Source organism: Martelella mediterranea (genome assembly GCF_004342225.1).
Lineage (GTDB): Bacteria > Pseudomonadota > Alphaproteobacteria > Rhizobiales > Rhizobiaceae > Martelella > Martelella mediterranea_B.
The window spans coordinates 1-25,642 of the sequence record NZ_SMAR01000007.1 but is presented as its reverse complement, the minus strand read 5'-3'; the positions used below and the strand labels follow the sequence as shown (position 1 = coordinate 25,642).

25 protein-coding genes and 1 tRNA gene are annotated in these 25,642 nt (G+C 55.9%); 12 read left to right on the top strand and 14 right to left on the bottom strand.

The genetic code is table 11. The annotated features are described in order from the left end of the window. Positions 1-11 precede the first annotated feature (11 nt). Positions 12-992, top strand: coding sequence for a class 1b ribonucleoside-diphosphate reductase subunit beta (gene nrdF / locus EDC90_RS06550; protein ID WP_132309728.1), 981 nt, complete (start codon positions 12-14; stop codon positions 990-992). 79 nt (positions 993-1,071) lie between these two features. Here nrdF and EDC90_RS06545 read toward each other — a convergent pair whose 3' ends face one another. After that, entirely contained in the window at positions 1,072-2,118 is a 1,047-nt protein-coding gene (locus EDC90_RS06545) for a DUF2778 domain-containing protein (protein ID WP_132309726.1), read from the bottom strand. A 679-nt stretch (positions 2,119-2,797) separates the two neighbouring features. Here EDC90_RS06545 and EDC90_RS06540 point away from each other — a divergent pair. Then, the gene (locus EDC90_RS06540; protein ID WP_132309724.1) at positions 2,798-4,621 is read left to right on the top strand and encodes an SLC13 family permease; all 1,824 of its coding nucleotides are present in this window, start codon (positions 2,798-2,800) and stop codon (positions 4,619-4,621) included. A 30-nt stretch (positions 4,622-4,651) separates the two neighbouring features. Here EDC90_RS06540 and EDC90_RS06535 read toward each other — a convergent pair whose 3' ends face one another. From EDC90_RS06535 to EDC90_RS06510, 6 genes are all read right to left on the bottom strand, one after another. Continuing rightward, positions 4,652-5,026 carry a DUF2147 domain-containing protein gene (locus tag EDC90_RS06535; RefSeq protein ID WP_132309722.1) on the bottom strand — a complete coding sequence of 125 codons (375 nt, stop codon included), beginning with the start codon at positions 5,024-5,026 and terminating at the stop codon, positions 4,652-4,654. Positions 5,027-5,119: 93 nt separating this feature from the next. Then, positions 5,120-5,983, bottom strand: coding sequence for a carboxylating nicotinate-nucleotide diphosphorylase (gene nadC / locus EDC90_RS06530; RefSeq protein ID WP_132309720.1), 864 nt, complete (start codon positions 5,981-5,983; stop codon positions 5,120-5,122). Between the two features lies 1 nt (position 5,984). Then, complete coding sequence (locus EDC90_RS06525) at positions 5,985-7,514, bottom strand: L-aspartate oxidase (protein ID WP_132309718.1); 1,530 nt, start codon at positions 7,512-7,514, stop codon at positions 5,985-5,987. Beyond that, positions 7,511-8,482, bottom strand: a complete 972-nt coding sequence (gene nadA / locus EDC90_RS06520; protein WP_132309716.1) for a quinolinate synthase NadA — start codon at positions 8,480-8,482, stop codon at positions 7,511-7,513. The genes EDC90_RS06525 and nadA overlap by 4 nt, the downstream gene beginning before the upstream one ends. 70 nt (positions 8,483-8,552) lie before the next feature. Then, the gene (locus EDC90_RS06515) at positions 8,553-9,461 is read right to left on the bottom strand and encodes an NUDIX hydrolase (RefSeq protein ID WP_132309714.1); all 909 of its coding nucleotides are present in this window, start codon (positions 9,459-9,461) and stop codon (positions 8,553-8,555) included. Between the two features lie 87 nt (positions 9,462-9,548). After that, entirely contained in the window at positions 9,549-10,070 is a 522-nt protein-coding gene (locus EDC90_RS06510; RefSeq protein WP_132309712.1) for an NUDIX hydrolase, read from the bottom strand. Positions 10,071-10,519: 449 nt separating this feature from the next. On the opposite strand from EDC90_RS06510, the gene EDC90_RS06505 reads away from it, so the two are divergent. The 5 genes from EDC90_RS06505 (at position 10,520) to EDC90_RS06485 (ending at position 15,798) form a co-directional block, all read left to right on the top strand. Beyond that, positions 10,520-12,115 carry an ABC transporter substrate-binding protein gene (locus EDC90_RS06505; protein ID WP_132309710.1) on the top strand — a complete coding sequence of 532 codons (1,596 nt, stop codon included), beginning with the start codon at positions 10,520-10,522 and terminating at the stop codon, positions 12,113-12,115. A 67-nt stretch (positions 12,116-12,182) separates the two neighbouring features. Beyond that, positions 12,183-13,190, top strand: a complete 1,008-nt coding sequence (locus EDC90_RS06500) for an ABC transporter permease subunit (protein ID WP_132309708.1) — start codon at positions 12,183-12,185, stop codon at positions 13,188-13,190. Positions 13,191-13,200: 10 nt separating this feature from the next. Beyond that, the gene (locus tag EDC90_RS06495) at positions 13,201-14,109 is read left to right on the top strand and encodes an ABC transporter permease subunit (RefSeq protein WP_132309706.1); all 909 of its coding nucleotides are present in this window, start codon (positions 13,201-13,203) and stop codon (positions 14,107-14,109) included. Positions 14,110-14,113: 4 nt separating this feature from the next. Beyond that, positions 14,114-14,956, top strand: a complete 843-nt coding sequence (locus EDC90_RS06490) for an ABC transporter ATP-binding protein (protein WP_132309704.1) — start codon at positions 14,114-14,116, stop codon at positions 14,954-14,956. Next, positions 14,953-15,798, top strand: coding sequence for a dipeptide ABC transporter ATP-binding protein (locus EDC90_RS06485; RefSeq protein ID WP_132309702.1), 846 nt, complete (start codon positions 14,953-14,955; stop codon positions 15,796-15,798). The genes EDC90_RS06490 and EDC90_RS06485 overlap by 4 nt, the downstream gene beginning before the upstream one ends. 94 nt (positions 15,799-15,892) lie before the next feature. Here EDC90_RS06485 and EDC90_RS06480 read toward each other — a convergent pair whose 3' ends face one another. The 3 genes from EDC90_RS06480 to EDC90_RS06470 all read right to left on the bottom strand — a co-directional run bounded on the left by EDC90_RS06480 (position 15,893) and on the right by EDC90_RS06470 (position 19,030). Continuing rightward, complete coding sequence (locus EDC90_RS06480; protein WP_132309700.1) at positions 15,893-16,513, bottom strand: hypothetical protein; 621 nt, start codon at positions 16,511-16,513, stop codon at positions 15,893-15,895. Between the two features lie 143 nt (positions 16,514-16,656). After that, positions 16,657-17,925, bottom strand: a complete 1,269-nt coding sequence (locus EDC90_RS06475) for an Hsp70 family protein (RefSeq protein WP_132309698.1) — start codon at positions 17,923-17,925, stop codon at positions 16,657-16,659. Positions 17,926-18,076: 151 nt separating this feature from the next. Next, entirely contained in the window at positions 18,077-19,030 is a 954-nt protein-coding gene (locus EDC90_RS06470) for a bifunctional enoyl-CoA hydratase/phosphate acetyltransferase (RefSeq protein WP_132309696.1), read from the bottom strand. 470 nt (positions 19,031-19,500) lie between these two features. Here EDC90_RS06470 and EDC90_RS06465 point away from each other — a divergent pair, with 470 nt between their 5' ends. Both EDC90_RS06465 and EDC90_RS06460 read left to right on the top strand, forming a co-directional pair. Then, positions 19,501-19,860 (top strand): MliC family protein, encoded by a 360-nt coding sequence (locus EDC90_RS06465; protein WP_132309694.1) that lies wholly within the window; start codon positions 19,501-19,503, stop codon positions 19,858-19,860. Between the two features lie 14 nt (positions 19,861-19,874). Then, a complete protein-coding gene (locus tag EDC90_RS06460; RefSeq protein ID WP_132309692.1) occupies positions 19,875-20,411 on the top strand; it encodes an AAA family ATPase in 537 nt (178 codons plus the stop codon). A 2-nt stretch (positions 20,412-20,413) separates the two neighbouring features. On the opposite strand, the gene EDC90_RS06455 is transcribed toward EDC90_RS06460, so the two are convergent. After that, positions 20,414-20,809: a VOC family protein gene (locus tag EDC90_RS06455; RefSeq protein ID WP_132309690.1), complete on the bottom strand. Its 396-nt coding sequence runs from the start codon at positions 20,807-20,809 to the stop codon at positions 20,414-20,416. 220 nt (positions 20,810-21,029) lie between these two features. Here EDC90_RS06455 and EDC90_RS06450 point away from each other — a divergent pair, with 220 nt between their 5' ends. The 3 genes from EDC90_RS06450 to EDC90_RS06440 all read left to right on the top strand — a co-directional run bounded on the left by EDC90_RS06450 (position 21,030) and on the right by EDC90_RS06440 (position 22,853). Next, on the top strand, positions 21,030-21,905 hold the full coding sequence (locus EDC90_RS06450) for a DMT family transporter (protein ID WP_132309688.1): 876 nt from the start codon (positions 21,030-21,032) through the stop codon (positions 21,903-21,905). A 112-nt stretch (positions 21,906-22,017) separates the two neighbouring features. Then, positions 22,018-22,629: a GTP cyclohydrolase I FolE gene (gene folE / locus EDC90_RS06445; protein ID WP_245510964.1), complete on the top strand. Its 612-nt coding sequence runs from the start codon at positions 22,018-22,020 to the stop codon at positions 22,627-22,629. A gap of 148 nt (positions 22,630-22,777) precedes the next feature. Next, a tRNA-Thr gene (locus tag EDC90_RS06440) sits at positions 22,778-22,853 on the top strand. Positions 22,854-23,002: 149 nt separating this feature from the next. Here EDC90_RS06440 and dgcA read toward each other — a convergent pair. The 3 genes from dgcA to EDC90_RS06425 form a co-directional block, all read right to left on the bottom strand. Further along, the gene (gene dgcA, locus EDC90_RS06435; protein WP_132309686.1) at positions 23,003-23,989 is read right to left on the bottom strand and encodes an N-acetyl-D-Glu racemase DgcA; all 987 of its coding nucleotides are present in this window, start codon (positions 23,987-23,989) and stop codon (positions 23,003-23,005) included. After that, a complete protein-coding gene (dgcN, locus tag EDC90_RS06430) occupies positions 23,986-24,987 on the bottom strand; it encodes an N-acetyltransferase DgcN (RefSeq protein ID WP_132309684.1) in 1,002 nt (333 codons plus the stop codon). The genes dgcA and dgcN overlap by 4 nt, the downstream gene beginning before the upstream one ends. 277 nt (positions 24,988-25,264) lie before the next feature. Continuing rightward, on the bottom strand, positions 25,265-25,642 hold a 378-nt coding region (locus EDC90_RS06425), incomplete at its 5' end, for a cupin domain-containing protein (protein ID WP_132309682.1).

Sequence of the window (25,642 nt, the reverse complement as noted above, 5' to 3'; positions counted from 1 at the left end):
GGGGAAAAACCATGAACATGCAGACAAAGAAGCCCGCCATCGCCGTGCCGCGCGCCGTCAACTGGAACCGAATCGAAGACGAGAAGGATCTCGAAGTCTGGAACCGCCTGACAGGCAATTTCTGGCTGCCGGAGAAAGTGCCGCTGTCGAACGATATTCCCTCCTGGTCGACGCTGAAAGAGAACGAGCAGCAGCTCACCATCCGCGTCTTCACCGGGCTGACGCTGCTCGACACGATCCAGAACACAGTCGGCGCCATCACGCTGATGCCCGATGCCGTCACCCCGCATGAAGAGGCGGTGCTGTCCAACATCTCCTTCATGGAAGCCGTGCACGCACGCTCCTATTCCTCGATCTTCTCGACGCTGTGTTCCATGGCCGAGGTCGACGATGCCTATCGATGGTCGGAAGAAAATGCCTTCCTGCAGGAAAAGTCCCAACTCGTGCTCCAGGAATACCGCGCCACCGATCCGCTTCGAAAGAAGGTGGCGAGCGTCTTCCTCGAAAGCTTCCTGTTCTATTCGGGCTTCTATCTGCCGATGTATTGGTCGAGCCGCGCCAAGCTGACCAACACCGCTGACCTGATCCGCCTGATCATCCGCGATGAGGCCGTGCATGGCTATTATATCGGCTATAAGTTTCAGGAGGGCCTGAAGAAGGTCAGCGAGGAAGAGCGCCAGTCGATCAAGGACTTTGCCTTTGGCCTGTTGTTCGAGCTTTACGAGATTGAGTCCAAATATACTGAATCGCTCTATGACTCAGTCGGACTGACAGAGGACGTCAAAGCTTTCCTGCACTATAATGCCAATAAGGCGCTGATGAACCTTGGCTATGAAGCCTTGTTCCCGGCTGAGGCCTGCAAGGTCAATCCGGCTATTCTGTCGGCGCTTTCACCGAATGCGGATGAGAACCACGACTTTTTCTCCGGCTCCGGCTCGTCCTATGTCATTGGCAAGGCCGTTGCGACGGAAGACGACGATTGGGATTTCTGATCGGCTGCATTTTCCGGAGAATTTAAAAAAGGCGGCTTACGAGCCGCCTTTTTTGGGTTCTAACAGCGCGTTTCTGTCATCAACGGCTGGCGATCAGCTCCTCGGATTTTCCGTTTTTCAGGTTCGGAACGGCGACGATATAGTCGACGCGGCCATCCCGATAAGCCTTAAGGAACTTGTAGTAGTCCTTGAAGACGAGGCATCCATGGGAGTCGCCTGGAGTACGCAACATATAAGTATGCGCGAGAATGCCTGTACGGCCCAGCGGATTGGTGCCATCGACCGAGGTCATTCTGAGAGCCGGTACGCCATGGAAAAGTGCTTCACGTGGTGTCAGCTTGTAGGTCGCCGCCGGAACAGCGCCCGCCATTTTCACATGGGTGTATTTCGGATCGTCACGATACTTGCCCTTGCCGGAATGCGCTTCCATTACCTCCCCGTCGGGCATGTAAACCTTGCCGCCTTCAATATCATAGACAGCGACCTTCGAGGTTTGTTCTGGCACATTGCTGAAGATATCATTGACATCATCATGTCTGAAAGAGGCGTATGCCAAGGCCATACCGGCAGGTCTTTTGGCCGGAACCGGAATATGTCCCGGCGGCGTGCGGGAGTCTTCGACACCCTGCAGCACGAGCTTGAATGGATTTTCTCCGGTCTGAGCCTCTGTTTTTTTCGGGCTGACGGCTGCAAGCGCAGTCGATGGTGCTACAGGTGCCGTCTTGATGGCAGGCACAGCAGGTTGCTTGAGCTCGGGCGGAAGGCCGGCGAGCAGGCTGCCATCGTCTTCATTCTCGGCGATCTGTTGACCTACAAGCTTGCGCTGCCAGTCCGTAAGGGCCGTTTCCCCGGCCTGACGGACCTGCGGTTTCAGGTAAGACAGGCGAATTTCTTCCGCACTCAGTGGTTTTGTCCGGCCTTGTCCGTCTCTGGCGGCGAGCAGGCGCTGAACTTTCACGCTTTTGCCGCGTTGTGTCTGGAAAGCCGGATTGACCATCAGGCTCACGCCATGTGCAGAGCCAAGACGCGGCTTGGAGATGGACGTTGAAATGATGGGCGAAGACGCGATCGTAACAATCACGCCGCCCGTTAAAAGGATGACAGCCGATGCAGCCGCCAGGCGCATCAGAACATTACCTCTACGCGCTCTTGGAGCGCTATTTTTCTTTGAACTAGGACTAAACGCCACGATGCACTCTTTCTACGCACTACCCAAGGACGATGCTCGGTCGTTGAGGGCAGGATAAGCGGAACACGGTAAACAAATTATTATGCGGCGCTGTGTTCGCCCTCTGCCGGTGCGCGTTGGGAGCGGACGCATGCCGGAACAGATTGATGTCATACGATACTACGTTTTCTTTTGACGGATGCCGATTGCATATTTGCTCGTGAAACTGCCTCTAAAAATGAAAATAGGCAAAAATACGCCATTATAATTTGGATTTTTGAGTTGAAATTGAATTTTACCAATTCTGTACCAGCCAGAGTTTACCTTGCCCATCGTTAAACTGCTGTTTTGGAAACGGTAATCTCACAATCACCCGGCCAATATTATGTCGCTTGGTGAAATGCCTTTTTTGATCATAACACCTCTGTTCCGGAAGGAAAAGGCAGCTGTCTGCCTGTCGTCACGCTGTCCTTTACCCCGGCCAGGCCTTCGTCAGATACAAGCTTACTGATTTCGATGCTGCTTTAACTTCGCCGAAATTGACAACACAACGTGCAGGTCGTTAAGTCGTGAAAGCCTGCTGGTCACAAGTGACTGAGTGTGGCGTTAGGGGAAAGCCGACGGGGCCACTGGTTTTATGGATTACTTCCATCTTGTTTCAACGCTGGTGATCATCGTTGGCACGATCATCGTCTACGCTTCGGACAGGTTTCCCATCGAGGCAGTGTCGCTGGCCTCACTCAGCCTTATTCTGGTGGTGTTCGGAACGTTTCCCTATCAGATGAGCGGCGGGGACGCGCTTTCTGTTACGTCTTTGCTCTCCGGCTTTTCTTCGCCAGCGCTTGTAACGGTGCTTTCACTCCTCATTGTCGGCAAAGGGCTTTTCGCCACGGATGCGCTGGAGGGGCTGACAAACCGCATTGGCCGTTTTTATGGAGGAAATCCGGCGCTTTCGATCGCGGTCTTGCTGGTGGTGGCCGGTGTCACCTCTGCCTTTTTGAATAATACGCCTGTGGTTGTGATCTTCATCCCGGTGCTGACGTCACTGGCTGCACGGTTCAGCCTGTCGCCGTTCAAAATCTTCATGCCGCTGTCCTTCATCACCATTCTCGGCGGTATGACAACGATGGTCGGCTCTTCCACCAATATGATTGCAGCGGGAATGGCTGGTGAGCAGGGCGTCGAGATCGGCTTTTTCGATATCACTGGAATGGGGGTGATATTGGCGGCGGTCGGATATCTTTATGTCCTTTTGATCCTGCCACGGATCCTGAGCGGCAAAGACGGCGAGCAGGCGGAGAGCTTCCGCAGCTCCGGAACCCAATTCCTCGGCGAGATCGTCATTCTGCCGGATAGTCGTCTGGCTGGTGACTATGCCAGATCCGGCTTCTTCCCAAAGTTGTCGCCGCTTTCATTGCATGCTTTGATCCGCAATGGTCGAACGTTGCTGCCGCCCTATGATGATGACGTCGAACTTTCTCCGGGCGACAGGCTACAGCTGACCGGTACCCGCAAGGCTTTCATGGATATGGTGGCCAAGGGGGAGGTCGATCTTTCGGCCCCGCCGGATGGCTCTGTGCCTGTGCAGGAACAGAAGGTCGGCCCGCATTATCATCTTGCAGAAGCTGTGATTGCACCAGGCTCGTTGTTCGAGGGGCGCTCGATCCGATACAGTGGCATCCAGCAACGTTTTGGCATTACTATTTTCGGTGTCCGGCGCAAAAGCCGGATGGCGCGTACACCACTGTCACAGTTAAGGCTGGAAGCCGGTGATACATTGCTGATCGGCGGCAGTGAAGACGACATCATGGCGATGCGCGGGAACCATGACATACTGCTCCTTGAGCATTCGGCCGAAAGTGTGCCGCCGCGTGACAAAGCGCTGATTGCATCTGTGATTTTTGCCGCGATTGTCATTCTCTCCGCAACGGGGATTTCGCCGATTGCGGTCAACTCCGTCACTGGTGCGCTGCTGATGATCGCATTCGGGTGCCTGACATTTCAGCAGGCCGCACGCGCCTTTGATCGACAGATTTTCCTGCTGGTCGGCGCGTCAATAGCCATGTCTACCGCGCTGGAGGCAACCGGAGGCGCTCAGCTGATCGCGCAGGGGATCGTTCATCTGGCCGGGTCCAACTCGGCGCCGGTTGCCATGGCGCTTCTGTTTGTCGGTGTGGCAGCCCTGACGAACATGCTCTCAAATAATGCGGCCGCCGCTCTTTTCATTCCGATTGCGCTTGATATGGCGCGGCAGATCGGTGCGCCGCCTGAAGCATTCGCGGCAACGGTCATCTATGCTGCCAACTGCTCCTTCGCTACGCCAATTGCCTATCAGACCAATCTGATGGTGATGGGGCCGGGGCATTACAGCTTCAGTGATTTCCTGCGCGCTGGCACACCACTGATTATTCTGATCACAGTGGTTTTTTCGCTTCTCGCACCCTGGTATTACGGTCTCTAAAGCAAGCGGCAGCCTTGTTTCGCGGCGCGTCTATTGCAGACTGGTCCAGTTCGCTGACTTGCAGATAATCTGGCCGAGGAGGCAGCCCTTTGTCTGCATCGCATCACCATTGACAGTGATTTCCATATTATAGGTCAGGTCGCGACGGACATCTTTTGCCTTGCCTTCCAGCCGGTTTGCGGAAATCGGCTGAACATCCATGACAAGCTTGTCACCGACGCGTTCGCGCGGTGTGCCGGGCTTAACCCAGACATTGGTGGCGCAGAAGTCATCGCCGCATTTTTCCACCTGGACCCGAGCTTTTCCATCACCGCGCGCCCAGAGCCCGGTGATGTCCGATGCTCCGGCCAGCGCCGGAAAAGCGATGGCTGAGAAAATGCTGAAAGTGAGTGTTCTGCCAAACATGTCGTTTTCCTCGCCTCTCGGGACACGGCAGTTTCGCCTTTGCCCTCTTCAGGAGATTAAACGTGCTGAAGTCGCAAACAGATCACTCTTTGATCATGATAGATGGGCCTGATAATCGAGACCGATATCGAGCACCGGTGCTGAATGGGTGAGCCAGCCGACTGAAATGAGGTCAACGCCGGTGTCTGCAATGCGTGCTGCGGTTTCAGGTGTTATGCCGCCTGAAGCCTCTGTGACGGCGCGCCCGGCGACAATCGCTACCGCTTTTGTCAGCATGTCGGGTGTCATGTTATCGAGCAGTACAGCATCGACGCCTTCGTTCATCGCGACCTGCAGCTGTTCCAGCGTATCCACCTCCACTTCGATTTTGACCATATGTCCCGCATTTTCTTTCGCACGTCTGATGGCGGTGGTGATGTCGCCGCCTGCAATGGCGATGTGATTGTCTTTGATCAGCACGGCATCGGCCAGTGAAAAACGGTGATTGCCGCCGCCGCCAGCCTTCACCGCATATTTCTCAAGCGCCCTCAGGCCCGGCGTTGTCTTGCGGGTGCAGACGATGCTGGCGTTTGTGCTTGCAATCGCGGCGGCGATTGCGCCCGTCACGCTGGCAATACCTGAGAGGTGACCAAGAAAATTCAGCGCAGTACGTTCGCCTGTCAGAATTGAACGCGATGGTCCGGTGATTGTGGCGATGACAGAGCCCGCGCCAACAGGCTGGCCATCTTGGACGTGCCGGGAGATGACGATTTGCGGATCGATCAGCTGAAACGCGAGTGCGGCGGCATCCAGCCCTGCAATTACGCCATCCTTACGTGATGCCATGACGACCGTTGAACGGTGATCATCGGGGATGACAGCATTTGCTGTGATATCTCCGGCAAGGCCAAGGTCTTCTTCCAGCGCGCGGCGAACGGCTGGCTCGATGAGGAGGCGGGGCAAAGGGGCAAGCTGCATGTCAGGCACTCCGGGCGATAGGGTGTGATGCGGAAATAGTCCGGGCCGTTTCCAGAATGGTTGAAAGATCCATTCGGCTTTGTACCGACCGGGCCGTTTTCAGTGGAAAATCCGTGCGCATATGAGCGCCGCGGGATTCGCGCCGTTCATGGGCAAAAACAGCGATGGCCAAGGCAATAATGGCTGGATCGGCGGCTGTTGCATCTGCTTCAGCGAAAGGCAGAAGTGCGTTTATGGCCGCCTTGAGTGAAGGGCCATCCCGCAAAATGTTCAGATGGCGTTCGGCTATTGAGCGTATCGCATCCGGTTTCGGTGGTGGCGGGGTCTTGGTAATTTCCGGCATGGGGCGTGCCAGTGGTTCGGGGCGGGATTTGATATATCGTGCAGCGGCCAGACCCATAACAGCGCCTTCGAGAAGTGAGTTGCTGGCGAGGCGGTTTGCGCCATGCAGACCTGTTGCAGCACATTCGCCAACAGCCCAGAGACCCGGAAGTGACGTTCGGCCTGCCGTATCTGTTGCGATCCCGCCCATATGGTAGTGCTCAGCAGGGCGGACCGGAATCAGGTTCCGGGCCGGGTCGATACCGGCAGACTTGCAGATATCTGAAATTGTCGGGAAACGGGAGGCGAAGCGCGACCCCAACGCCTTTCTTGCGTCGAGATAAACCCGGCGTCCGGTCATGATCTGAGCCGCAATGGCGCGGGCGACAACATCACGCGGCGCAAGCTCTGCGCCTTTGATGTCTTTGACAAAACGCTCGGCCCTGTCATTGACAAGGATTGCGCCTTCGCCGCGCACCGCTTCACTGATGAGCGGCAGCGGGCGGCGGTTCGTGGCGAGCGCGGTCGGGTGAAACTGAACGAATTCCATATCGCATAGCTCAGCCCCGGCACGGGCGGCCAGCATGATGCCTTGTCCGAAATTGCCAGACGGATTGGTCGAGGCCTCGTAAAGTCCGCCGATCCCACCTGTGGCCAGTATGACGCGCGAGGTCTGAAGGGAAAAGGTACGTCCGTTTCTCACGCAAAGCAGGCCGGAAACCTGATCGTCGGTCAGAAGAATGCGCCTGGCTTCTGTTTCAGAAAGGATGGTGATTGACGGCGTTTTCCTGACCGCTTCAGCCAGAGCAGCGATAATCGCAGCGCCTGAACCGTCGCCAGCGGCATGAAGAATACGGCGGCGGCTATGGGCAGCCTCAAGCCCAAAGACAAGTTCTCCCTCGTTATCACGATCGAAACGAATGCCATGGTTTTCAAGAAAGGCAATCGCCTCTGCGGTGCCTTGAAGTATCCGGGATGCAGCCTCGGGCGTACAGTGACCGTCACCGGCAGAAAGCGTATCGGCAAGATGCTGCGCATGGCTGTCATCCCTGCCAAGGGCTGCGGCGATGCCTCCTTGTGCCCAGGCGCTTGAAGTTTCCTTGCCGATGGCGGCTCTGGTGATCAGCACCACCTTCAGCGGCGCCAGTGCCAGAGCTGCAGTCAGGCCTGCAATGCCCGAGCCGACAATGGCCACCGGATTGCCGGTCATATCGTCAGCATCCGTTCAACGGCACGGCGCGCATCGGCGGCAATGGCCGGATCGACGGTCACTTCGTGGCGGTTTTCCGCAAGCGCCTGGCGGATGTTGCCCAGTGTAATCCGTTTCATATGCGGACAGAGATTGCACGGGCGCACAAAGCTGACATCCGGGTGTTGAACCGCAACGTTGTCGCTCATTGAGCATTCCGTCAGAAGCACAACCTTGCCCGGCTTGTGGTCGCCGACATAGTTCGACATCACGGCGGTCGAACCTGAAAAATCTGCTGCGTCTACCACATCCGGCGGGCATTCGGGATGGGCCAGAATGGTTACGCCCGGATGGGCCTCGCGCAGTTCGCGCACGTCATCTGCGGTGAACAGCTCGTGAACCTCGCAATGGCCTTTCCAGGTCAGTATTTCGACATCGGTTTCACGGGCGATATTCCGGGCAAGATACTCATCCGGTATCATCAGGACTTTCTGAACGCCCAGAGATTCCACGACGCGCTTCGCATTACCGGACGTGCAGCAGATATCCGAGGCGGCTTTGATGGCGGCGGATGTGTTGACATAGGTGATCACCGGAACACCGGGATTGGCCTTTCGCAGAAGCGCAATGTCTTCTGGTGTAATGGAATCCGCCAGCGAACAGCCCGCGCCCATGTCGGGGATCAGGACTGTCTTTTCAGGGTTGAGCAGCTTGGCGGTTTCCGCCATGAAGTGCACGCCCGCCAGCACGATAATATCGGCGTCTACCGTCATGGCCTCGCGCGCCAGCGCCAGACTATCGCCGACAATATCTGCAACACCGTGGAAAATCTCCGGTGTCTGATAGTTGTGCGCCAGAATGACCGCATTGCGTTCTTTCTTGAGCGTGAGAATGGCCTCGATATCGTCTGAAAAGCTCAGCCACTCGGCTCTTGGCATGATGTGTGCCACGCGCTCATAAAGCGCCTCGGTGCTCACGGGAGCGTTCATTTGTCACCTCCTTTTATACTCTTTTTGAGTATATTTGAGATAATATTGTTATGCTCGTGGTGAGTTTATGTCAATCGCGGCTGGTCGGGAGTCTTGAACCGGAAAGTGCGCGTTCTTCAACAATGGCCCTGCGGTAGCGGAACAGTTTGGCCGGGCGCCCGCCGCTTTCACCGGACATTTCGCCGGTTTCCTCGATGAGTTGTTGCTGGTCCACCTGACGGCGGAAGTTCGGCTTGTGGAGGCGAAGCCCGGCCAATGCCTCAACTGTTTTTTGCAGTTGCAGCAGCGTGAAGCTTTCCGGCATCAGCTCAAAGGCAACGGGTCTGTATTTCAGTTTTGCGCGAAGGCGGGCGATGCCGGTTGCCAGGATCCGGCGGTGGTCGGCCGCCATAGGCCGGCCAAACCAGAACGCTGGTGTTGACCCTGCTTCGGGGATCAATCCCGCTTCGAACATCAGTTCATAGCGCTGCAGCACCATATCTTCGTTCCAGCGCATGTTATTCAATCCGAACGCAAAATCGACGCGGTGGCGGCGCAGTTCGCGGCCGGGACGATCGCTCATCGCCCATTGGGTCAGCATGTCTGTGACATTGTCGAGAATTTCCGTCCGGCCCTGCCGCAGGTCTTCCCATGGAAAATAGGTGTACCAGTCTTTCCAGAGCGGCTTTTGTCCTCCGGGCGGGGCTTCCTCACGCACCAGGCCAAGATAGCTGATCGATATCGTGCGGTGCTCGCTGGCATGGTCGTCGAAACCGCGATCCTTGTCTGCGAAGGTGTAAAGCTGCTCCAGATAGCCAACGGGATGGCCGGTCTGGCTTTCGATCCACGCACGTAGACCGGCCTGAAGGCTGCGATGCACGCTTTCAAACGGGCCCGATGGCAGGGCAGCGCCAGCGCGCACGGTCATAATGCGGGGCGTTTCATCCGTCACGGCCGCCAAAACGGCAATCAGTTCGGCATGGGCAAGCGTATCGGACATGGAAAAAGAGCAATCATCGGTCGATTGGGTGAATATTCATCTGATCTGGCGGTAGCATGGAATTCAAGACGGCGCCAATGCCATCCATCAGCTTTGATTTGGAGCGGTGAGGCGCGGGCGAATCCGCTCATCGATTCTGTCGAGTTCAGCGAGGTCAAACCATCTGGCGTCATGCACCTCCTTCTTGTTGGCGGCGGGCATGTCATCTGTAATGCCGATATACCGGATATCGAGATGATAATGTTCCGGTTCCTGCTTGCGTGCGTTTTCCGGAATTCGGTGCAGGTCGATGCTAATAGGGTCGGCGGTCTGCGGAAGCCGGATGGCAAAGCCGGTTTCTTCAAGGCATTCCCGCATTGCCGCTTCGACAATGGTTTCACCAGGGTCTACGTGGCCGCCGGGCTGGATCCACTTGTTCAATGTTTTATGATGGATCAGAAGGCATTGTCGTCTGTCATGTGAAATCGGGAACAGCGAGGCGGTGATATGAACGGGAAACGAATTCCGCGCAGCCATGTCCTTTCTCGGGTCAATGAAAGCACCATAGTGCGTTTTGAAACGGGCGTCGTAGGCGTTTATGATTTCAGCGATGTGTGACGCCTGATCCATCAGATTTTCCTTTCAAACGGGTTCAATGCACGTTCTCCTTTACGTCAGCGATCAAAAGTGTGCGACTGTGGAAAGTAATATTCTGAAAGTTTTGACGTAAATCGCGCAATGGAATTGCGTCGAGGGGAAGCAAATTTTCTGAAATACGGAACGGCTTGTCAAATGTCAGTGCGTGAGAGATGCGGTGATGTCCTCCTGACTGGTCGCAACCCTGTTTTTGATTGCGTGGTCAAAAAAAAACGATAATCTCGCCGCAAGTGTGGCAATGCGGTTGGGTGCATGCCGCACGGGGGGAGGCCGCGTGCTGTGAAAGGCATGCTGACCGCTTCCCAGTCGATTTCGGCAAGATTTTAGACGTTCTGTATGGATTATGTTTTGCCGGGAGTGAAAAGCACGGTCCGTGCGACGATTTTATTGGGACCGGTTCTATTTCAACTAAGGGGAAAATGATGAAGAATTGGAAAGCTTTGGCTCTGGCTACGAGCTTCTTTATTGCGCTTGGTGGTGCCGCCAGCGCAAAAACGCTGGTTTACTGCTCGGAAGGATCGCCGGAAGGCTTTGATCCGGCCCCGTACACATCAGGCACGACCTTTGATGCGTCATCGCGCGCCATTTATAATCGTCTCGTTGAGTTCAAGCACGGCTCCACCGAAGTCGAACCCGGCCTTGCTGAAAGCTGGGATGTTTCCGATGACGGCCTGGAATACACCTTCCATCTTCGTCCTGGCGTAAAATTCCAGACCACCGATTATTTCACGCCGACCCGTGACATGAATGCGGATGACGTGATTTTCTCGTTCAACCGCCAGATGGATGAATCGAGCCCTTGGTACCAGTATGCGCCGGGCATTTCCTGGGAATACTTTAACGGCATGTCGATGCCGGACCTGATCAAGAATATTGAGAAGGTCGACGACATGACGGTGAAATTTGTTCTCAACCGTCCGGAAGCGCCGATGATCGCGAACCTTGCGATGGATTTCGCTTCAATCATGTCGAAGGAATACGCTGATCAGCTGGAAGCTGCGGGCAACATGGAGCAGCTGAACCAGAAGCCTGTCGGCACGGGACCGTTCACCTTCGTTGCCTATCAGCAGGATGCTGTGATCCGCTACAAGGCCAACCCGGATTACTTCAAGGGCAAGCAGGATCTCGATAATCTGATCTTCGCAATCACGACGGACGCTGCCGTTCGCCGCCAGAAGCTGGAAGCCGGCGAATGCCAGATCATGCCGTATCCTTCACCGGCTGATATTTCCGCACTGGAAGATAATGATGACCTCAAGGTCATGGAAAAAGAAGGTCTGAACGTCGGCTATCTCGCCTACAACACCAAGGTTGCTCCCTTCGACAACCCCAAGGTTCGCAAGGCGTTGAATATGGCCGTCGACAAGCAGGCCATTCTGGAATCCGTTTTCCAGGGTGCTGGCGAGGTCGCAAAGAACCCGATCCCGCCAACAATGTGGTCCTATAACGACGAAGTTCAGGACGATCCTTACGATCCGGACACCGCTAAGGCCATGCTGGAAGAAGAAGGTGTGACCGATCTTTCCATGAAGATCTGGGCTATGCCGGTTCAGCGTCCTTATAACCCGAATGCACGGCGTATGGCTGAGCTGATGCAGGCCGATCTGGCTGAAGTCGGTGTTGATGCAGAAATCGTTTCCTATGAGTGGGGCGAGTATCTGGCACGTTCTTCGGCAGAAGATCGCGATGGTGCTGTCCTCCTCGGCTGGACCGGTGATAACGGCGACCCGGACAACTTCCTTGCCGTTCTGCTCGGTTGTGATGCAGTCGGCGGTTCCAACCGCGCGCAGTGGTGCTACCAGCCGTTTGAAGACCTGATCCAGAAGGCGAAGGTCACGTCTGACACCGAAGAGCGTACCGAGCTTTACAAGCAGGCTCAGGTAATCTTCAAGGAACAGGCGCCGTGGAACACGATTGCCCATTCCAAGGTCTTCATGCCGATGTCGACTTCGGTTGAAGGCTTTGTCATGGACCCGCTCGGTTACCACCGTTTCGATGACGTAACCATCAGCGAATAAGAATAAACGTTCAAGCTTTGGGGCCGGCGGAAACCGGCCCCTTCGCAATCAAGGCTTAAAGTGCGTTATGCTTAAATTTCTGCTCAGCAAGCTACTGCTGATTATCCCGACTTTCATTGGCATCACGATCGTTGCCTTCGGTTTTGTGCGTGTTCTGCCCGGCGACCCGGTCCTGCTTTTGGCCGGTGAACGCGGCATGGAGGCTGATCGTTACCAGCAGCTTCTCCACCAGTTCGGCTATGACCGTCCGATTGTTGTCCAGTATCTGGATTATGTCTGGGGGCTGCTTCATGGTGATTTCGGGATATCGATTTCGACCAAACAACCGGTGTTCCAGGAGTTTCTGAACCTGTTCCCGGCAACTGCAGAGCTGGCCATTTGCGCCATGATTATCGCGGTTGCCGTTGGCATTCCCGCCGGCATTTTGTCCGCCGTCAAGCGCGGCTCTATCTTCGATCAGGCGACGATGGGCATTGCGCTCACCGGTTACTCCATGCCGATCTTCTGGTGGGGCCTGCTGCTGATCATCCTGTTCTCCGGCATTCTGGGCTGGACGCCCGTATCGGGCCGGATTTCGCTGCTTTACTATTTCCCGTCAGTCACCGGCTTCATGACCATCGATTCCTTGCTTTCCGGTGAGAAGGGGGCTTTCGCTTCCGCGATCTCGCACCTCATATTGCCTTCGATCGTGCTCGCGACCATCCCGCTGGCGGTGATCGCGCGACAGACGCGCTCGGCTATGCTGGAGGTGCTGGGTGAAGACTATGTTCGCACAGCTCGCGCAAAAGGCCTTTCGACAAAGCGGGTTATCGGTGTTCACGCGCTCAGAAATGCGATGATCCCAGTGATCACCACGATCGGCCTGCAAATCGGTATGCTGATGGCCGGTGCCATTCTGACCGAGACGATCTTTTCCTGGCCGGGTATCGGCAAATGGATGATCGATTCCATTTCGCGGCGCGACTATCCGGTGGTGCAGGGCGGTCTCGTTCTGATTGCGGGCCTTGTTATGATCGTTAATCTGGTTGTTGACCTGCTTTATGGTCTGATCAACCCCAGAATCCGTCACCAGTAGGAGCTCAGCCATGTCAGACAACACGCTGGGCCAGATGGCCCGTTCCAAAAATGTCCGCCTGCAGATGCTCTCGGAATTCTGGCATTATTTCAGCCAGAACCGTGGTGCCGTCGTCGGGCTTGCCATCATCATCCTGCTGGTTCTTGTCGCCCTCTTTGCGCCCTGGATCGCTCCGCATAATCCTGATCAGCAGTATCGCGACATGTTCCTGACACCGCCATTCTGGCAGGATGGCGGAACGCTGGAATTTCCGCTGGGAACCGATGCGGTCGGTCGCGATATTCTTTCGCGCCTGATTTACGGTTCGCGGTATTCGCTGGCCATCGGCATGATCGTCGTTTCAATTGCGCTTCTTCTTGGCATCACGCTTGGGCTGATTGCCGGTTTCTTCCGGGGCTGGGTCGACGTCGCGATCATGCGCGTCATGGATGTGATCCTGGCCTTTCCGCCGTTGCTTCTGGCACTGGTCCTGGTGGCCGTTCTGGGCCCCGGCCTGTTCAATGCCATGATTGCGATTGCGCTGGTGCTGCAGCCTCACTTTGCCCGCCTGACCCGCGCAGCCGTGATGGCGGAAGCCAAGCGTGAATATGTGGTGTCTGCCCGTGTCGCCGGTGCCCGTAATCTCCGGCTGATGTTCAAGACCATTCTGCCGAACTGCCTTGCACCGCTCATCGTTCAGGCGACGCTGTCATTCTCGAATGCTATTCTGGAAGCGGCAGCCCTTGGCTTTCTTGGTATGGGCGCACAGCCACCGACACCGGAATGGGGAACAATGCTGGCCGAGGCGCGCGAATTTATCCTGCGTGCCTGGTGGGTTGTCACCTTTCCCGGTCTTGCCATCCTGATCACGGTTCTGGCGATCAATCTCGTGGGCGATGGCCTGCGTGATGCGCTCGATCCCAAGCTGAAGCGGAGTTAAGACCATGCCGCTACTGGATGTAAAAAATCTTTCCGTCAGCTTTCCCACCGCCGGTGGCGAAACGACGGTTCTGCACAATGCCTCGTACACGGTTGATAAAGGCGAGGTTCTGGCTATCGTCGGTGAAAGTGGCTCGGGCAAGTCCGTTGCCATGCTCGCCGTGATGGGGCTTTTGCCGCCAACGGCCAAAGTGACGGCTGATCGGATCGTTTTTGAGGGTAAGGATATTTCCAATCTTGGCCCCAAGGAACGCCGCAGGATCATCGGCAAGGATATTTCGATGATCTTTCAGGAGCCGATTGCCAGCCTCAATCCGTGCTTTACGTCTGGGTTCCAGATCGATGAAGTCCTGAAGCAGCATACCGACCTCGACAAGAAGGCACGTCACAAGCGCGCCGTCGAACTGCTGGAAGCTGTCGGCCTTCCAAACCCTGAGGACCGGCTGAAGGCCTATCCGCATCAGATGTCCGGCGGTCAGTGCCAGCGCATCATGATCGCGATTGCCATGGCCTGCTCGCCAAAGCTGCTGATTGCTGATGAGCCGACGACCGCGCTGGATGTGACGATCCAGAAGCAGATTCTGGAACTTCTGGGCCGCCTTCAGGCTGAAACTGGCATGGCGCTGATCATGATTACCCATGATATGGGCGTTGTCGCCGAGACTGCCGATCGGGTGATCGTGCAGTTTCAGGGCCGGAAAATGGAAGAGTCCGACGTGCTTTCGCTGTTTGAAAACCCGAAACACGCCTACACAAAAGCGCTGCTTTCCGCGTTGCCGGAAAATGCGACCGGCGACCGTTTGCCGACCATTGATTATGCAACTGATTACACGGGAGATCAGGCATGAGCGATATCGTTGCTGAAGGCAAGAACATCGTCCGTGACTATGTTGTTCCAGGTGGCATGTTCAACAAGGCACGCACCGTTCGCGCCCTGAAGGGCGTCGATTTTTCCGTTGAACGCGGTAAGACGCTGGCACTTGTGGGGGAGTCCGGCTGTGGTAAGTCCACGCTGGCGCGCATCATCACGATGATTGATGCCCAGACCGATGGCGAACTGAAGCTTGGTGGGCATACGGTCAATATTGCAAAGTCAAAACCGACACCGGAAATGCGCCGCAAGGTGCAGATTGTCTTTCAGAACCCCTATGGCTCGCTCAATCCGCGCCAGAAGGTTGGTGACGTGCTGATGGAGCCGCTGCTGCTCAACACCGATCTTTCGGCAGCGGACCGGCGCGAAAAGGCGCAGGATCTGCTGAAAAAGGTCGGCCTCGGGTCGGAGCATTTCGACCGTTACCCGCATATGTTTTCAGGCGGCCAGCGCCAGCGCATCGCCATTGCCCGCGCGCTGATCCTCAATCCGAGTCTGCTGGTGCTTGATGAGCCGGTGTCCGCGCTTGATCTTTCTGTGCAGGCGCAGATCCTGAATCTCCTGGCTGACCTGCAGGATGAGTTCAACCTGACCTATATTTTCGTCAGTCACGATCTTTCGGTGGTTCGCTACATCTGCGACGAGATCATGGTGATGTATTTCGGCGAGGTCGTGGAGCGCGGCACGCGCGATCAGGTGTTCACCGATCCGCAGCATGAATATACGCAGACGCTGTTCAAGGCAACGCCGCGCGCCGGTGTCGACAGCATTCGTGCGCGCCTTGCTGCCAAGCAGGCAAAGATGGCCGCCGGTCGTTAGTCCCCTTTTCTCGCAAGCGCAAAGTCCAAGGGTGCGCTAATCGTGATCGTTGGCATAAGGCTTGCCGGGGGTACACCCTGACAAGCCTTTTGTTTTATCCGTCCTGATGTTTGTGACGGATGAACTTGCTTTCTGGAAGAAGTTGTCTGTTGTCGCTCGTCAGGGCACTGTGGCGTGCATGCGCATTCGGTCTGTAGTGGCCGCTGTCATTCGACCAGCTTTTGAGTATTCCCTTGTTAAACCATGCAGTGCCTGCATAGAGAGCATTCTCGCCGTGGGTGATGGATGAATGTCCCTCCACAGCCAAATTGTCGTGTGGTTGTGGTGTGGCTCCGGGAAGAACATGTTTGCCGACAAGCACGGTCTTCGGATCGGAAGCTTTGATTGCAAATACGTAATCGCCGTGGGGCTCGGGGTTGTCCAGAGGTTTGCCGTTCTCACTTTCGACCAGGCGGTAATCCATGCCTGATTTCTGCAGCGCAAAAATCTGGTTCGCCGCAGCGGGTTTTTGGAGTGGTTTTGGTATGATTGTGAACGGTCTTGCCGGCTTGTCTGGTTGCTTCGCCAGCACATCTGAAAGGCTTCCGTCGCGCGGTGCTGTTGTTTGACTTCTCTTTGCCTGAGGTCGTCGGTCGGCCAGTTGATGCCTTTCAGGCTGCGGCGCTTCCGGTTGTCGGCGCTTGACGCATGGAAGTAAGGCGGACAACGTTTTCATTCATGCCTCCTTTTTGATGGACTGGACTTAAGGCACATCAGAAGTTCCAGCCATCCTTGGTAGTGGCATGAAAGTAGAGATTGACAGGGTGATGGTAGAATCGGTTTTTGAAATATATTTTGAGCGTTGCGCCCGAAAACGTTCTAACGACCGATCTGTGCCAGACCGTGAGCAATCGACAGAAGTTCACCGCCGCTTTCGATCCGGCTTGCATCAAAACGGTTTTCGAAGATTTTGCGCACTGCCGGCACAAAGGACGTGCCGCCTGTCAGGAAGACCTTGTCGATTTCTCCCGGCTGAAGACCCGCACCCGTGATCGCTTCATCCAGCGCTTCTTCCATCTGGTTCAGTTCCCCGGAAATCCAGCCTTCAAAGTCCGCCCGGCGAACGGTACGATGGCTGTCTTTACCGAGCGGCGAGAAATAAAATTCGGCCTCTTCGCCGTCCGAAAGTGCGCGTTTGGTGGCCGATACAGCTTCATAGAGCGGGTAGCCTTCGTCATGTTCGATAAGGTCGATGAAGAGTTCAAGTTTTTCCGGCTCAACGGCATCGCGCAACAGGCTTTTCAGGTCCGCGAAATCCCGTGTTGTCTTGAAAATCGAAAGCTGGCTCCAGCGCCCGAAGCTGGCATAATAGTTTGATGGAACATCCAGCCTTTTGCCAAAGCTTTTATACTGCGTTCCCTTGCCGATCTGCGGGCTGACGACGTTGTCGATGATACGGTAATCGAACATATCGCCTGCAACCCCGACACCGGAATGCGACAATGGCTCGGCGGAAAGTTTTCCGGCGCTTCTTGAAAAACGGATAATTGAATAGTCGGTCGTGCCGCCGCCGAAATCGGCCACCAGAACATTGGCATCCTGCGTCAGTCGTTCGGCGAAATACCATGCGGCGGCTACCGGTTCCAGAACAAACCGGATTTCAGGAAAGCCAAACCGGGCAAGTGCTTCGTTGTAGCGTTCCAGCGCCAGAGCTTCGTCTGCGCCGATGCCGGCAAAGCGAACAGGGCGGCCAGCAACGAGGCGCTTTACATTTGAAGGCCACTCATCACCGGCATAATCAATCAACTTTTGCAGAAAAACGGCCATGAGATCCGAGAACGAATGGCGACGGCCAAGAACTGCGGTTTCCTTGAAAAGCGGGCTGGCAGCATAAGTCTTGATCGACTGCAGGAACCGGCATTCACCGGGATTGTCGATCAGCGTGCGAATGGCGGCAGCGCCGGCCTCGGTTACCAGAGGCACGCCAACAGATGCCTTCCCGTCCTTCATGAACGAAAGGCAGGTGCGCATGGTGTCAGTGACCCCTGCGCGGCTTTCAAACCGGATGGAGCGGGTCTGGTGATCCTTGCCGTCAGGCAGTGCGATCACAGTGTTTGTGGTGCCGAAGTCGAGCCCAAGAGCGGTCATGACGCCGTCCTTTCGTCTGCCTTTTGAGGAAATTTCAGAGGGGCGGCGGTTATACGCCTCTGATGCCGGGTTTCAAGTCTTCAGCCAAAAGAAAGCCGCCGCCTCGCATGAAAAGCAAGGCAGCGGCCTGAGGGTTTCTTATTTTCGGCGATCAGATGGCGGCGTAACGGCCATTGCGGCGGGCGTCAGCCATCAGAGCTGCAATTGCGCAGGATCCGATGCGCGAGGCAGGGCCATCGGCGCGCGAGGTCAAAATAACAGGAATGCGGGCACCGAGGATGATGCCGGAAGAGGTTGCGCCACCGAGCAGAACCAGCTGCTTTGCCAGCATGTTTCCGGATTCCAGATCAGGGGTCAGCAGGATGTCTGCATCACCGGAAACGGAGGAGGTGATGCCTTTGATTTTGGCCGCTTCCAGGCTGATGGCGTTGTCGAAAGCCAGCGGGCCGTCGACGATAGCGTTGGTGATCTGGCCACGATCTGCCATTTTCGACAGGCAGGCTGCGTCGATGGTGGACTGGATCGACGGGTTGACGGTTTCAACGGCGGAGAGAACGGCAACCTTCGGTGTGATTTCCGTTTCGGATGTTGCCCGCATCAGATCAATGGCGTTTTGGGCGATATCGGCCTTTGCGGCCAGGTCCGGTTTGATGTTCATCGCCGCATCGGTAATGAAGAAGGGCTTGGGATATTCCGGGTCGACCATGGCGAAGACATGGGAAATGCGGCGTGCGGTGCGCAGGCCGGCATCCTTCTTCAAAACCGCGCTCATATATTCGTCAGTATGCAGGCTGCCCTTCATCAGGGCCTCGGCTTCGCCCTTGCTGGCAAGCGCAACGGCCTGAGCAGCAGACGCGTGGCTGTGGGGTGTATCGATCAGCTGGTAATCGGAAATGTCGATTTCGTGCTCATCGGCAACAGCCCTGATCTTGGCTTCCGGACCGACGAGGATCGGAACGATCAGGTTTTCATGAGCCGCTTCAACGGCACCAAGCAAAGCGTCGCGGCTGCAGGGGTGAACAACAGCGGTTGCAATGGCCGGCTTCTGGGCGGCGCGTTCGATAAAGTTTTTATTGAAACCCGCGACATCGAATTTATCGGCCATGGTGTGAACTCCTTAAACGAACATCAGTTGTGGCTTGTGAGGTGGTATCCTGCCGCCGGGTCCCTCGGGAGAAGGTGGCGGCGGACAGAACGTGTTGAGAATGTCGTAAAAACAGGGAGAGCGTCATGAACATCAGAAACAACGCATGCACGTGTCCTGTGTCTTGCTTTTACGCTCAGATTTGCCAAAATCGGCACGTGTTCATTCCCTGTCATGTTTGAGCACGATAACCGTTGCATATGACGGTATCGCTTCAGGCCGGTCAATTGTCGAACACCGATTGGCGGTCTTCACGTTTGCGGCGTTGCCGTACGACTTAAGGCTAAGACGAAGAGGCAGCCTTGAGCAAGATCAAAGCGTCTGTGCTGTTTTCCGCCGGTTTTCATGAAAGTGGTCAATCGGTGAAGACAGCCCCTAAAGAAACCGGTTTCCGGTTAACAAATGCATTCATATTTCAAAGGGATGAGATAATGACGATCAGAAACTCTGCCGCCACCCTCAGTGTTGCCGCGCTGCTGATGGCTGCCGCACCAGCGTCAGCTGCCGATATCTCAATAGCATTGCCGGATGATACGGAAGCGACCGAAATCAGTACGCTTTATGACTGCGGTGATTTTGAATTGTCCGCCCGTTACATTAATGCTGACGAGGTTTCGATTGCAGTGCTTGATTGGCCTGAGAACTTTATCGTCACGGCCAATGTCATTTCGGGCTCCGGCGCCCGGTATGCTGGCGGACCTTATATCTGGTGGGTCAAAGGCGATGTGGCCAGTCTAGAAAATCAGATGAGCGATGATGATCCGCTGACCTGCAAAACCACCGAAGACTGAGGCGGCAGCCCTGAATGGAAAACTTCATTGTGATTTCCGGCTGCTCCGGCGGCGGGAAATCCACTTTGCTGGAGGAGCTTTCGGCGCGCGGGTTCAACACGGTTGAAGAGCCCGGCCGCCGTATCGTGCGAGAGGAACAGCAAACCGGCGGATCGGTATTGCCCTGGCTTGATCTTGAAGGTTTTTTGCGCCGTGCCATCTCGGTTGCTCGTCAAGACTGTGACCGGTTCCATGGTTGCCGCGAACCGGTCTTCTTTGATCGTGGCCTTGTCGATGCTGTCGCGGGGCTGGAACACATCACCGGTGAGGCTCATGCTGACGGGCTGAACCTTGGAAGATGTTACAATCGGCTGGTTTTCATGGCGCCGCCATGGCCTGAGATCTATGAACATGATGCACAGCGCAAACATGGTTTCGATGAGGCGAAGGCGGAATATGAGCGGTTGATGATGTTTTATCCGCGCCTGGGTTACCAGCCGGTGTTGCTCCCCAAAACCGGCATTGCCACCCGGGCTGATTTTGTGCTCGAGCGGCTGGGTGCCGGCAGATAGACTTACTGAAACCGGCCAAAACGCTCCAGAACCTCAATTTTATAGCCGTCGGGATCGGCGATGAAGAAGAACCGGGCGAATGCAGAACCGTCACGCTCCATCGTCACAAGTTTGCCGACCGGCAGGCCGAGTGCTGACAAGCGGGCGTGCTCTGAAGCCACATCATCCACCGAAACAGCGAGATGGCCATAGCCATTGCCAAGGTCGTAGGCTTCGTTCTGCCCCTCATTGACCGTCAGTTCCAGCTCAAATCCGGTTTCTGCATTGGCAAGATAGATCAAAGTGAAACCGTCAAACGGGTACCGGTCCACCACCTCCAGACCGAGAACCGTTTTGTAAAAATCGGTTGACCGGGCTTCATCAAGAACGCGGATCATTGAGTGAATCATTTTTGCCATGGCGGAAAGTCCTGCTTTTGCTTTGTCTGGGCGTATCCTTAGCCGATAGGGGCGGGCGAAAAAAGTGAAGATGCCGGACTTCGGATGATCTGAGGACAGATATAACAGGCAGTCGCCTTGACCACGTTCCTGCACCTGTATACCGCTTGACGATCCGGCTTCTGATGCCGGGTGCGCTTTCGGTGAATGCAGAGTGCCGGGGCGTGTTGAGGAGGTGATCATGTCTTCGTTGACCAGGACATCCGGCGTCGGCATGGCAATCGGCGCGGTGGCTTCGCTTTCAGGCGTTGACGCGCTGGCAAAGAGTCTGGGCGCGGAACTTTCCAGTTTTCAGGTCGTGTTTCTGCGCTACATGGTTTCGGCGCTGTTTCTCTGTGTCTTTTTGCGTCTCATCGTTCGCCGCTGGCCGCGACCGGGCTATCTGAAGGCCCACGCGCTGCGCGGATTTCTCGCCGCGATTACCGCCAGCCTGTTCTTCTTCGGCATTGCTGGCATGCCTTTGCTGATGGCTCTCGCGCTGGCGATGACTGCGCCGGTGTTCATGGCCGTGCTGGGCGTGATCGTATTCAGGGAAACCCCTTCCAGCGCAACGACAGCCGCGATCGTTCTGGCTGTCTTTGGGGCGGGGCTGATCGTTCTCATGCGCGGAACCGGGCTGGCAGGACCACCGGTCTCGCCGTTTGCGATTGCTGCCGGGCTTCTGGCGCCACTGGCTTATGCTTTGACAGCGATTGCGATGAAACAATCTTCCGCGCATGATCACCCCATAGCACTGAGCCTGATGCAGACAGTATTTGCTGCCGTTTTCTCCGCGCCAATGGCTTTTATTCTATGGCAAATGCCTGCCGCTGAACTCGGATGGCAGATCGGTCTGATCGGCCTTTGCGGCGCAGTCGGGTTTATTCTGCTGATAGCGGGGCTCGGTCGTATTCCCGCGTCGCTTTATGCCATCATCGATTATACCGGCCTCGTCTGGGCTGCCTTTTATGGCTATGTCTTCTTCAATGAAGTGCCGTCTGTGACCACGCTGATCGGCGCAGGACTGATTGTTGCGGCCTGTGCGATTTCAGCTCATGGCCAGCGCTCTTTGTCTTGAAGAAAACCAAAAGATTGTTAAATCAAGCGTCTCTTATCCGCTGTAGCGTCCCGGCATCAAGTGAAGGTGCCGTAGACGCAGGCAAGACAAAAATATGAAAGACAGGTGAGCCGTGGGCGATTTTTCGACAGGTGTGAACAGCCACGAAGATGAAGATCTGCTGAAGCAGCGCGAAACGATCATGCGGGCGGTCAGCGACATCCTCGTGGCGCTGGGCGAGGATCCGGCGCGGGAAGGCCTGCGCGATACGCCAAAGCGCGTTGCCAGGATGTATCAGGACGTTTTTTCCGGCCTTCATGAAGATCCGCGCGAGCATTTGCAGACGGTGTTTCAGGAGGACGGTCACAGTGAAGTTGTCGTTGTCAGAGACATCATATTTCACACGATGTGTGAGCATCATCTGCTGCCTTTTTTCGGAAAGGTCCACGTCGCATACCTGCCGGATGGCGGACGACTCACAGGTCTGTCCAAGCTCGCCCGTGTCGTCTCAGCGGTTTCCAGACGCCCACAGCTGCAGGAGCGTCTGACAGCCCAGATCGCGGATGCTATTGAAGACAGACTTAAGCCAAAAGGCATTATGGTCATGGTAGAGGCCGAGCATATGTGCATGGCGATGCGCGGCATCAAAGCCCATGGCGCGAAGACGGTTACACTGGTCACACGCGGCCTTTATGAGACTGACGCTGAACAACGCGCTGAGGTGCTTTCCTTGCTGAAAGGCTGAGCCGGCCGATCACCGGGATGGCTCTGTCGGTCTTCAGGGCCGTTGCGGGAGAAGAGAAATACTGGTTTTCTGTTTTTTTGAACATATCCGGGCAAAGGCGCTTGAAAAAAGAGTCACGAGCCTGTAACAGCCCTTTGCATTCTTCTTTGCCCCAATAGCTCAGTCGGTAGAGCAACGCATTCGTAATGCGTAGGTCGCTGGTTCAAGTCCGGCTTGGGGCACCACCTCCCTTTTCAAAAATATCAGTCTGACAAGTGTGCCGTGCGAACTGTTTTTTAAGTTTTGCGCTTGCTATGAAAAACGGCCCGAACGCATGTTCCGGACCGTGACAGGTTGATCTTATATTTTCGACATAATCAGGGGCTTTTAAGTTTTACCCCCAAAGTGCCGGTTCGGCAGGATGCATGACGGATCCATCAAACCGGATGGCGTGATCACGATCCTTTGCCAGCAGCAGTGGCCCATCAAGGTCCACGAACGGCGCTCCGGCTGCCACCAGCATAGCCGGCGCCATGGCCAGCGATGTGCCCAGCATGCACCCTGTCATGATCTTGAAGCCGGCTTCCATAGCCTCGCGCTTTAACTGCAGGGCTTCCGTCAGGCCGCCGGTCTTGTCGATCTTGATATTGACTGCGTCATATTTGCCTTCGAGTGCTTCCAGTGATCTGCGGTCATGGCAGCTTTCATCGGCGCAGACCGGCAGCGGCCTGTAGATATGCCGCAGAGCCTCGTCGTCACTGGCGGGCAGTGGCTGCTCAACCAGAGCCACACCGAGGCGCACGAGTTGCGGCGCAAGCTTCTGATAGGCCTCCAGCGTCCAGCCTTCATTGGCATCGACAATGATGGTCGCATCCGGTGCACCTTTGCGCACCGCCTCAATCCGGCCCAGGTCATCGTCTGTGCCAAGCTTGACCTTCAAGAGCGGTCGATGTGCATTCTCACCGGCCTGAGCCTGCATCTTCTCCGGTGTCCCAAGTGAGATCGTGTAGGCTGTTGTCAGCGGTTCAGGGGCTTTCAGACCGGCAAGCTGCCAGACCGGCTTTCCGGCGCGTTTGGCTTCCAGATCCCAGAAGGCGCAGTCCAGCGCATTGCGCGCGGCACCCGGCTTCAGACGGTCCTGAAGGCCAAAGCGATCCAGACCGGCTTTCAGGTCTTCTTCGAGCGCCAGAATGTCACCGATAACACCATCAACGGTTTCATGGTAGCGGGCATAGGGTACGGATTCGCCGCGCCCCGTATGCGTGCCGTCAGACAGCGTCACCGTGACTACATGAATTTCCGTGCGGGAGCCGCGGGAAATGGTGAAACTGCCGGCGACGGGAAAGATGTCTTCTGTTGCGGTGAGGCTGAGTGCGGTCATAGCGCCAGCAATGCCTCCGCAAGACGGTCTGCGCCATGGCGGAACGGATCAACCGTCGGCAGGCCCATGCGGTCCTCGATATCCTTGCAGCATTTGGCCGCCTCTTCATCAGACATGCCGTAGGTGTTGACCGAAATGCCAACAACCTTGCAGGCAGGATTGACGATCCGCGCCATTGTCAGCGCCAGATCTTGTAAAGCCTCAAGGCTTGGAAGCTGGTAGTCCGGCAGGCCCCGCATATGCGGACGGTTCGGAACGTGGCAGAGCACGAGTGCATCCGGCTGCCCGCCGTGAATGAGCGCCATCGTCACGCCGGAATAAGATGCATGGAACAAGCTGCCCTGACCTTCGATCAGGTCCCAGTGGTCGGCATCATTGTCGGGCGTCAGGTATTCAATGGAACCGGCCATGAAGTCGGCAATCACAGCGTCAAGCGGCACACCATCCCCGGTGATCAGGATGCCTGTCTGGCCGGTGGCGCGGAAGGTTGCCTTGGCGTTTTTTGCCTTGAGCGCCTTTTCAACGCAAAGCGCGGTGTACATCTTTCCCACTGAGCAGTCCGTGCCGACCGCGAGCATGCGTTTTCCTGTGCGTTTTTTGCCGTTGGCAATCGGATACTGAACGTTGGGGATGCGCACATCATGCAGCGTGCGACCCAGTTCCTTCGCCTTCGCAGCGAGATCCGGCTCATTGCGCAGCAGGTTATGAAGTCCCGATGCAATATCAAGCCCTGCTTCCAGCGCTTCGATCAGAACGCTCTTCCAGGCCGGAGAAATGATCCCGCCACGGTTGGCAACGCCGATGACCAGCGTTTTCACACCCTTTTCGACGGCGTCGGCGATAGACAGATCCGGCAGGCCCAGATCGGCATTGCAGCCTTCCAGCCGGAACTGACCAGTCGCATAATCGGGGCGCCAGTCTTTGATCCCTTGCGCCACCTTGGCTGCGAGCTGATCCGGCGCATCGCCGAGGAAGAGAAGGTAGGGAGTTTCAATCATGTGCCATTGCCCCTTGTTGTCCGCACCGGGAGATATTGTTCTTTCAACGCCAATTGCGGCATGCACTTGGCTGACCGCTTTTAGCGATGCAATTTATGGTGCAGGCTGCTGTCTGGTCAAGTAGGTGCGCTGGAATATTGTTTTCTGTTGCGGAATAATCGATGAAAATGCGGTCATATAGAATTAATTTCGAATAATCGTCGATTTTGGGTGGATGGAAAAGTCAGACCCGCAACGCGATGACATTGCGGGCCTGACTTTTCACCGGTGGTGTGTTTTACTCGCGCCCGAAATCATCGACGAGTCGGATGATATCATCTTCGCCGAGATATGAGCCGGTCTGGACCTCGATCAGTTCCAGCGTGATCTTGCCGGGGTTATAAAGCCGGTGAACGGCGCCGAGCGGGATATAGATCGACTGGTTTTCCGTCAGCATCGTGACATTTTCATCGACGGTGACCTCTGCCGTGCCCTTCACCACAATCCAGTGTTCGGCGCGGTGGTGGTGCTTTTGCAGCGAAAGCTTCTTGCCGGGCTTGACGAAAATGCGCTTGGCCTGAAACCGCTCACCCTTGATGATCGAGGTGTATCCGCCCCATGGCCGGTAGGAAGTCGGGTGATCGACCGCCAGTGATTGCGTTTCTTTCGATTTCTT

Coding starts and splice junctions, on each gene's coding strand:
- EDC90_RS06465 (WP_132309694.1), top strand. CDS start 19,501: ATGACGATCAGAAACTCTGCCGCCACCCTCAGTGTTGCCGCGCTGCTG.
- EDC90_RS06490 (WP_132309704.1), top strand. CDS start 14,114: ATGCCGCTACTGGATGTAAAAAATCTTTCCGTCAGCTTTCCCACCGCC.
- nadC (WP_132309720.1), bottom strand. CDS start 5,983: ATGCAGCTTGCCCCTTTGCCCCGCCTCCTCATCGAGCCAGCCGTTCGC.
- nadA (WP_132309716.1), bottom strand. CDS start 8,482: ATGAACGCTCCCGTGAGCACCGAGGCGCTTTATGAGCGCGTGGCACAC.
- EDC90_RS06450 (WP_132309688.1), top strand. CDS start 21,030: ATGTCTTCGTTGACCAGGACATCCGGCGTCGGCATGGCAATCGGCGCG.
- dgcN (WP_132309684.1), bottom strand. CDS start 24,987: ATGATTGAAACTCCCTACCTTCTCTTCCTCGGCGATGCGCCGGATCAG.
- EDC90_RS06495 (WP_132309706.1), top strand. CDS start 13,201: ATGTCAGACAACACGCTGGGCCAGATGGCCCGTTCCAAAAATGTCCGC.
- EDC90_RS06540 (WP_132309724.1), top strand. CDS start 2,798: ATGGATTACTTCCATCTTGTTTCAACGCTGGTGATCATCGTTGGCACG.
- EDC90_RS06535 (WP_132309722.1), bottom strand. CDS start 5,026: ATGTTTGGCAGAACACTCACTTTCAGCATTTTCTCAGCCATCGCTTTT.
- EDC90_RS06455 (WP_132309690.1), bottom strand. CDS start 20,809: ATGGCAAAAATGATTCACTCAATGATCCGCGTTCTTGATGAAGCCCGG.
- EDC90_RS06510 (WP_132309712.1), bottom strand. CDS start 10,070: ATGGATCAGGCGTCACACATCGCTGAAATCATAAACGCCTACGACGCC.
- EDC90_RS06485 (WP_132309702.1), top strand. CDS start 14,953: ATGAGCGATATCGTTGCTGAAGGCAAGAACATCGTCCGTGACTATGTT.
- EDC90_RS06475 (WP_132309698.1), bottom strand. CDS start 17,925: ATGACCGCTCTTGGGCTCGACTTCGGCACCACAAACACTGTGATCGCA.
- EDC90_RS06545 (WP_132309726.1), bottom strand. CDS start 2,118: ATGCGCCTGGCGGCTGCATCGGCTGTCATCCTTTTAACGGGCGGCGTG.
- EDC90_RS06500 (WP_132309708.1), top strand. CDS start 12,183: ATGCTTAAATTTCTGCTCAGCAAGCTACTGCTGATTATCCCGACTTTC.
- dgcA (WP_132309686.1), bottom strand. CDS start 23,989: ATGACCGCACTCAGCCTCACCGCAACAGAAGACATCTTTCCCGTCGCC.
- EDC90_RS06515 (WP_132309714.1), bottom strand. CDS start 9,461: ATGTCCGATACGCTTGCCCATGCCGAACTGATTGCCGTTTTGGCGGCC.
- EDC90_RS06470 (WP_132309696.1), bottom strand. CDS start 19,030: ATGGCCGATAAATTCGATGTCGCGGGTTTCAATAAAAACTTTATCGAA.
- EDC90_RS06505 (WP_132309710.1), top strand. CDS start 10,520: ATGAAGAATTGGAAAGCTTTGGCTCTGGCTACGAGCTTCTTTATTGCG.
- EDC90_RS06525 (WP_132309718.1), bottom strand. CDS start 7,514: ATGACCGGCAATCCGGTGGCCATTGTCGGCTCGGGCATTGCAGGCCTG.
- EDC90_RS06480 (WP_132309700.1), bottom strand. CDS start 16,513: ATGAAAACGTTGTCCGCCTTACTTCCATGCGTCAAGCGCCGACAACCG.
- nrdF (WP_132309728.1), top strand. CDS start 12: ATGAACATGCAGACAAAGAAGCCCGCCATCGCCGTGCCGCGCGCCGTC.
- EDC90_RS06460 (WP_132309692.1), top strand. CDS start 19,875: ATGGAAAACTTCATTGTGATTTCCGGCTGCTCCGGCGGCGGGAAATCC.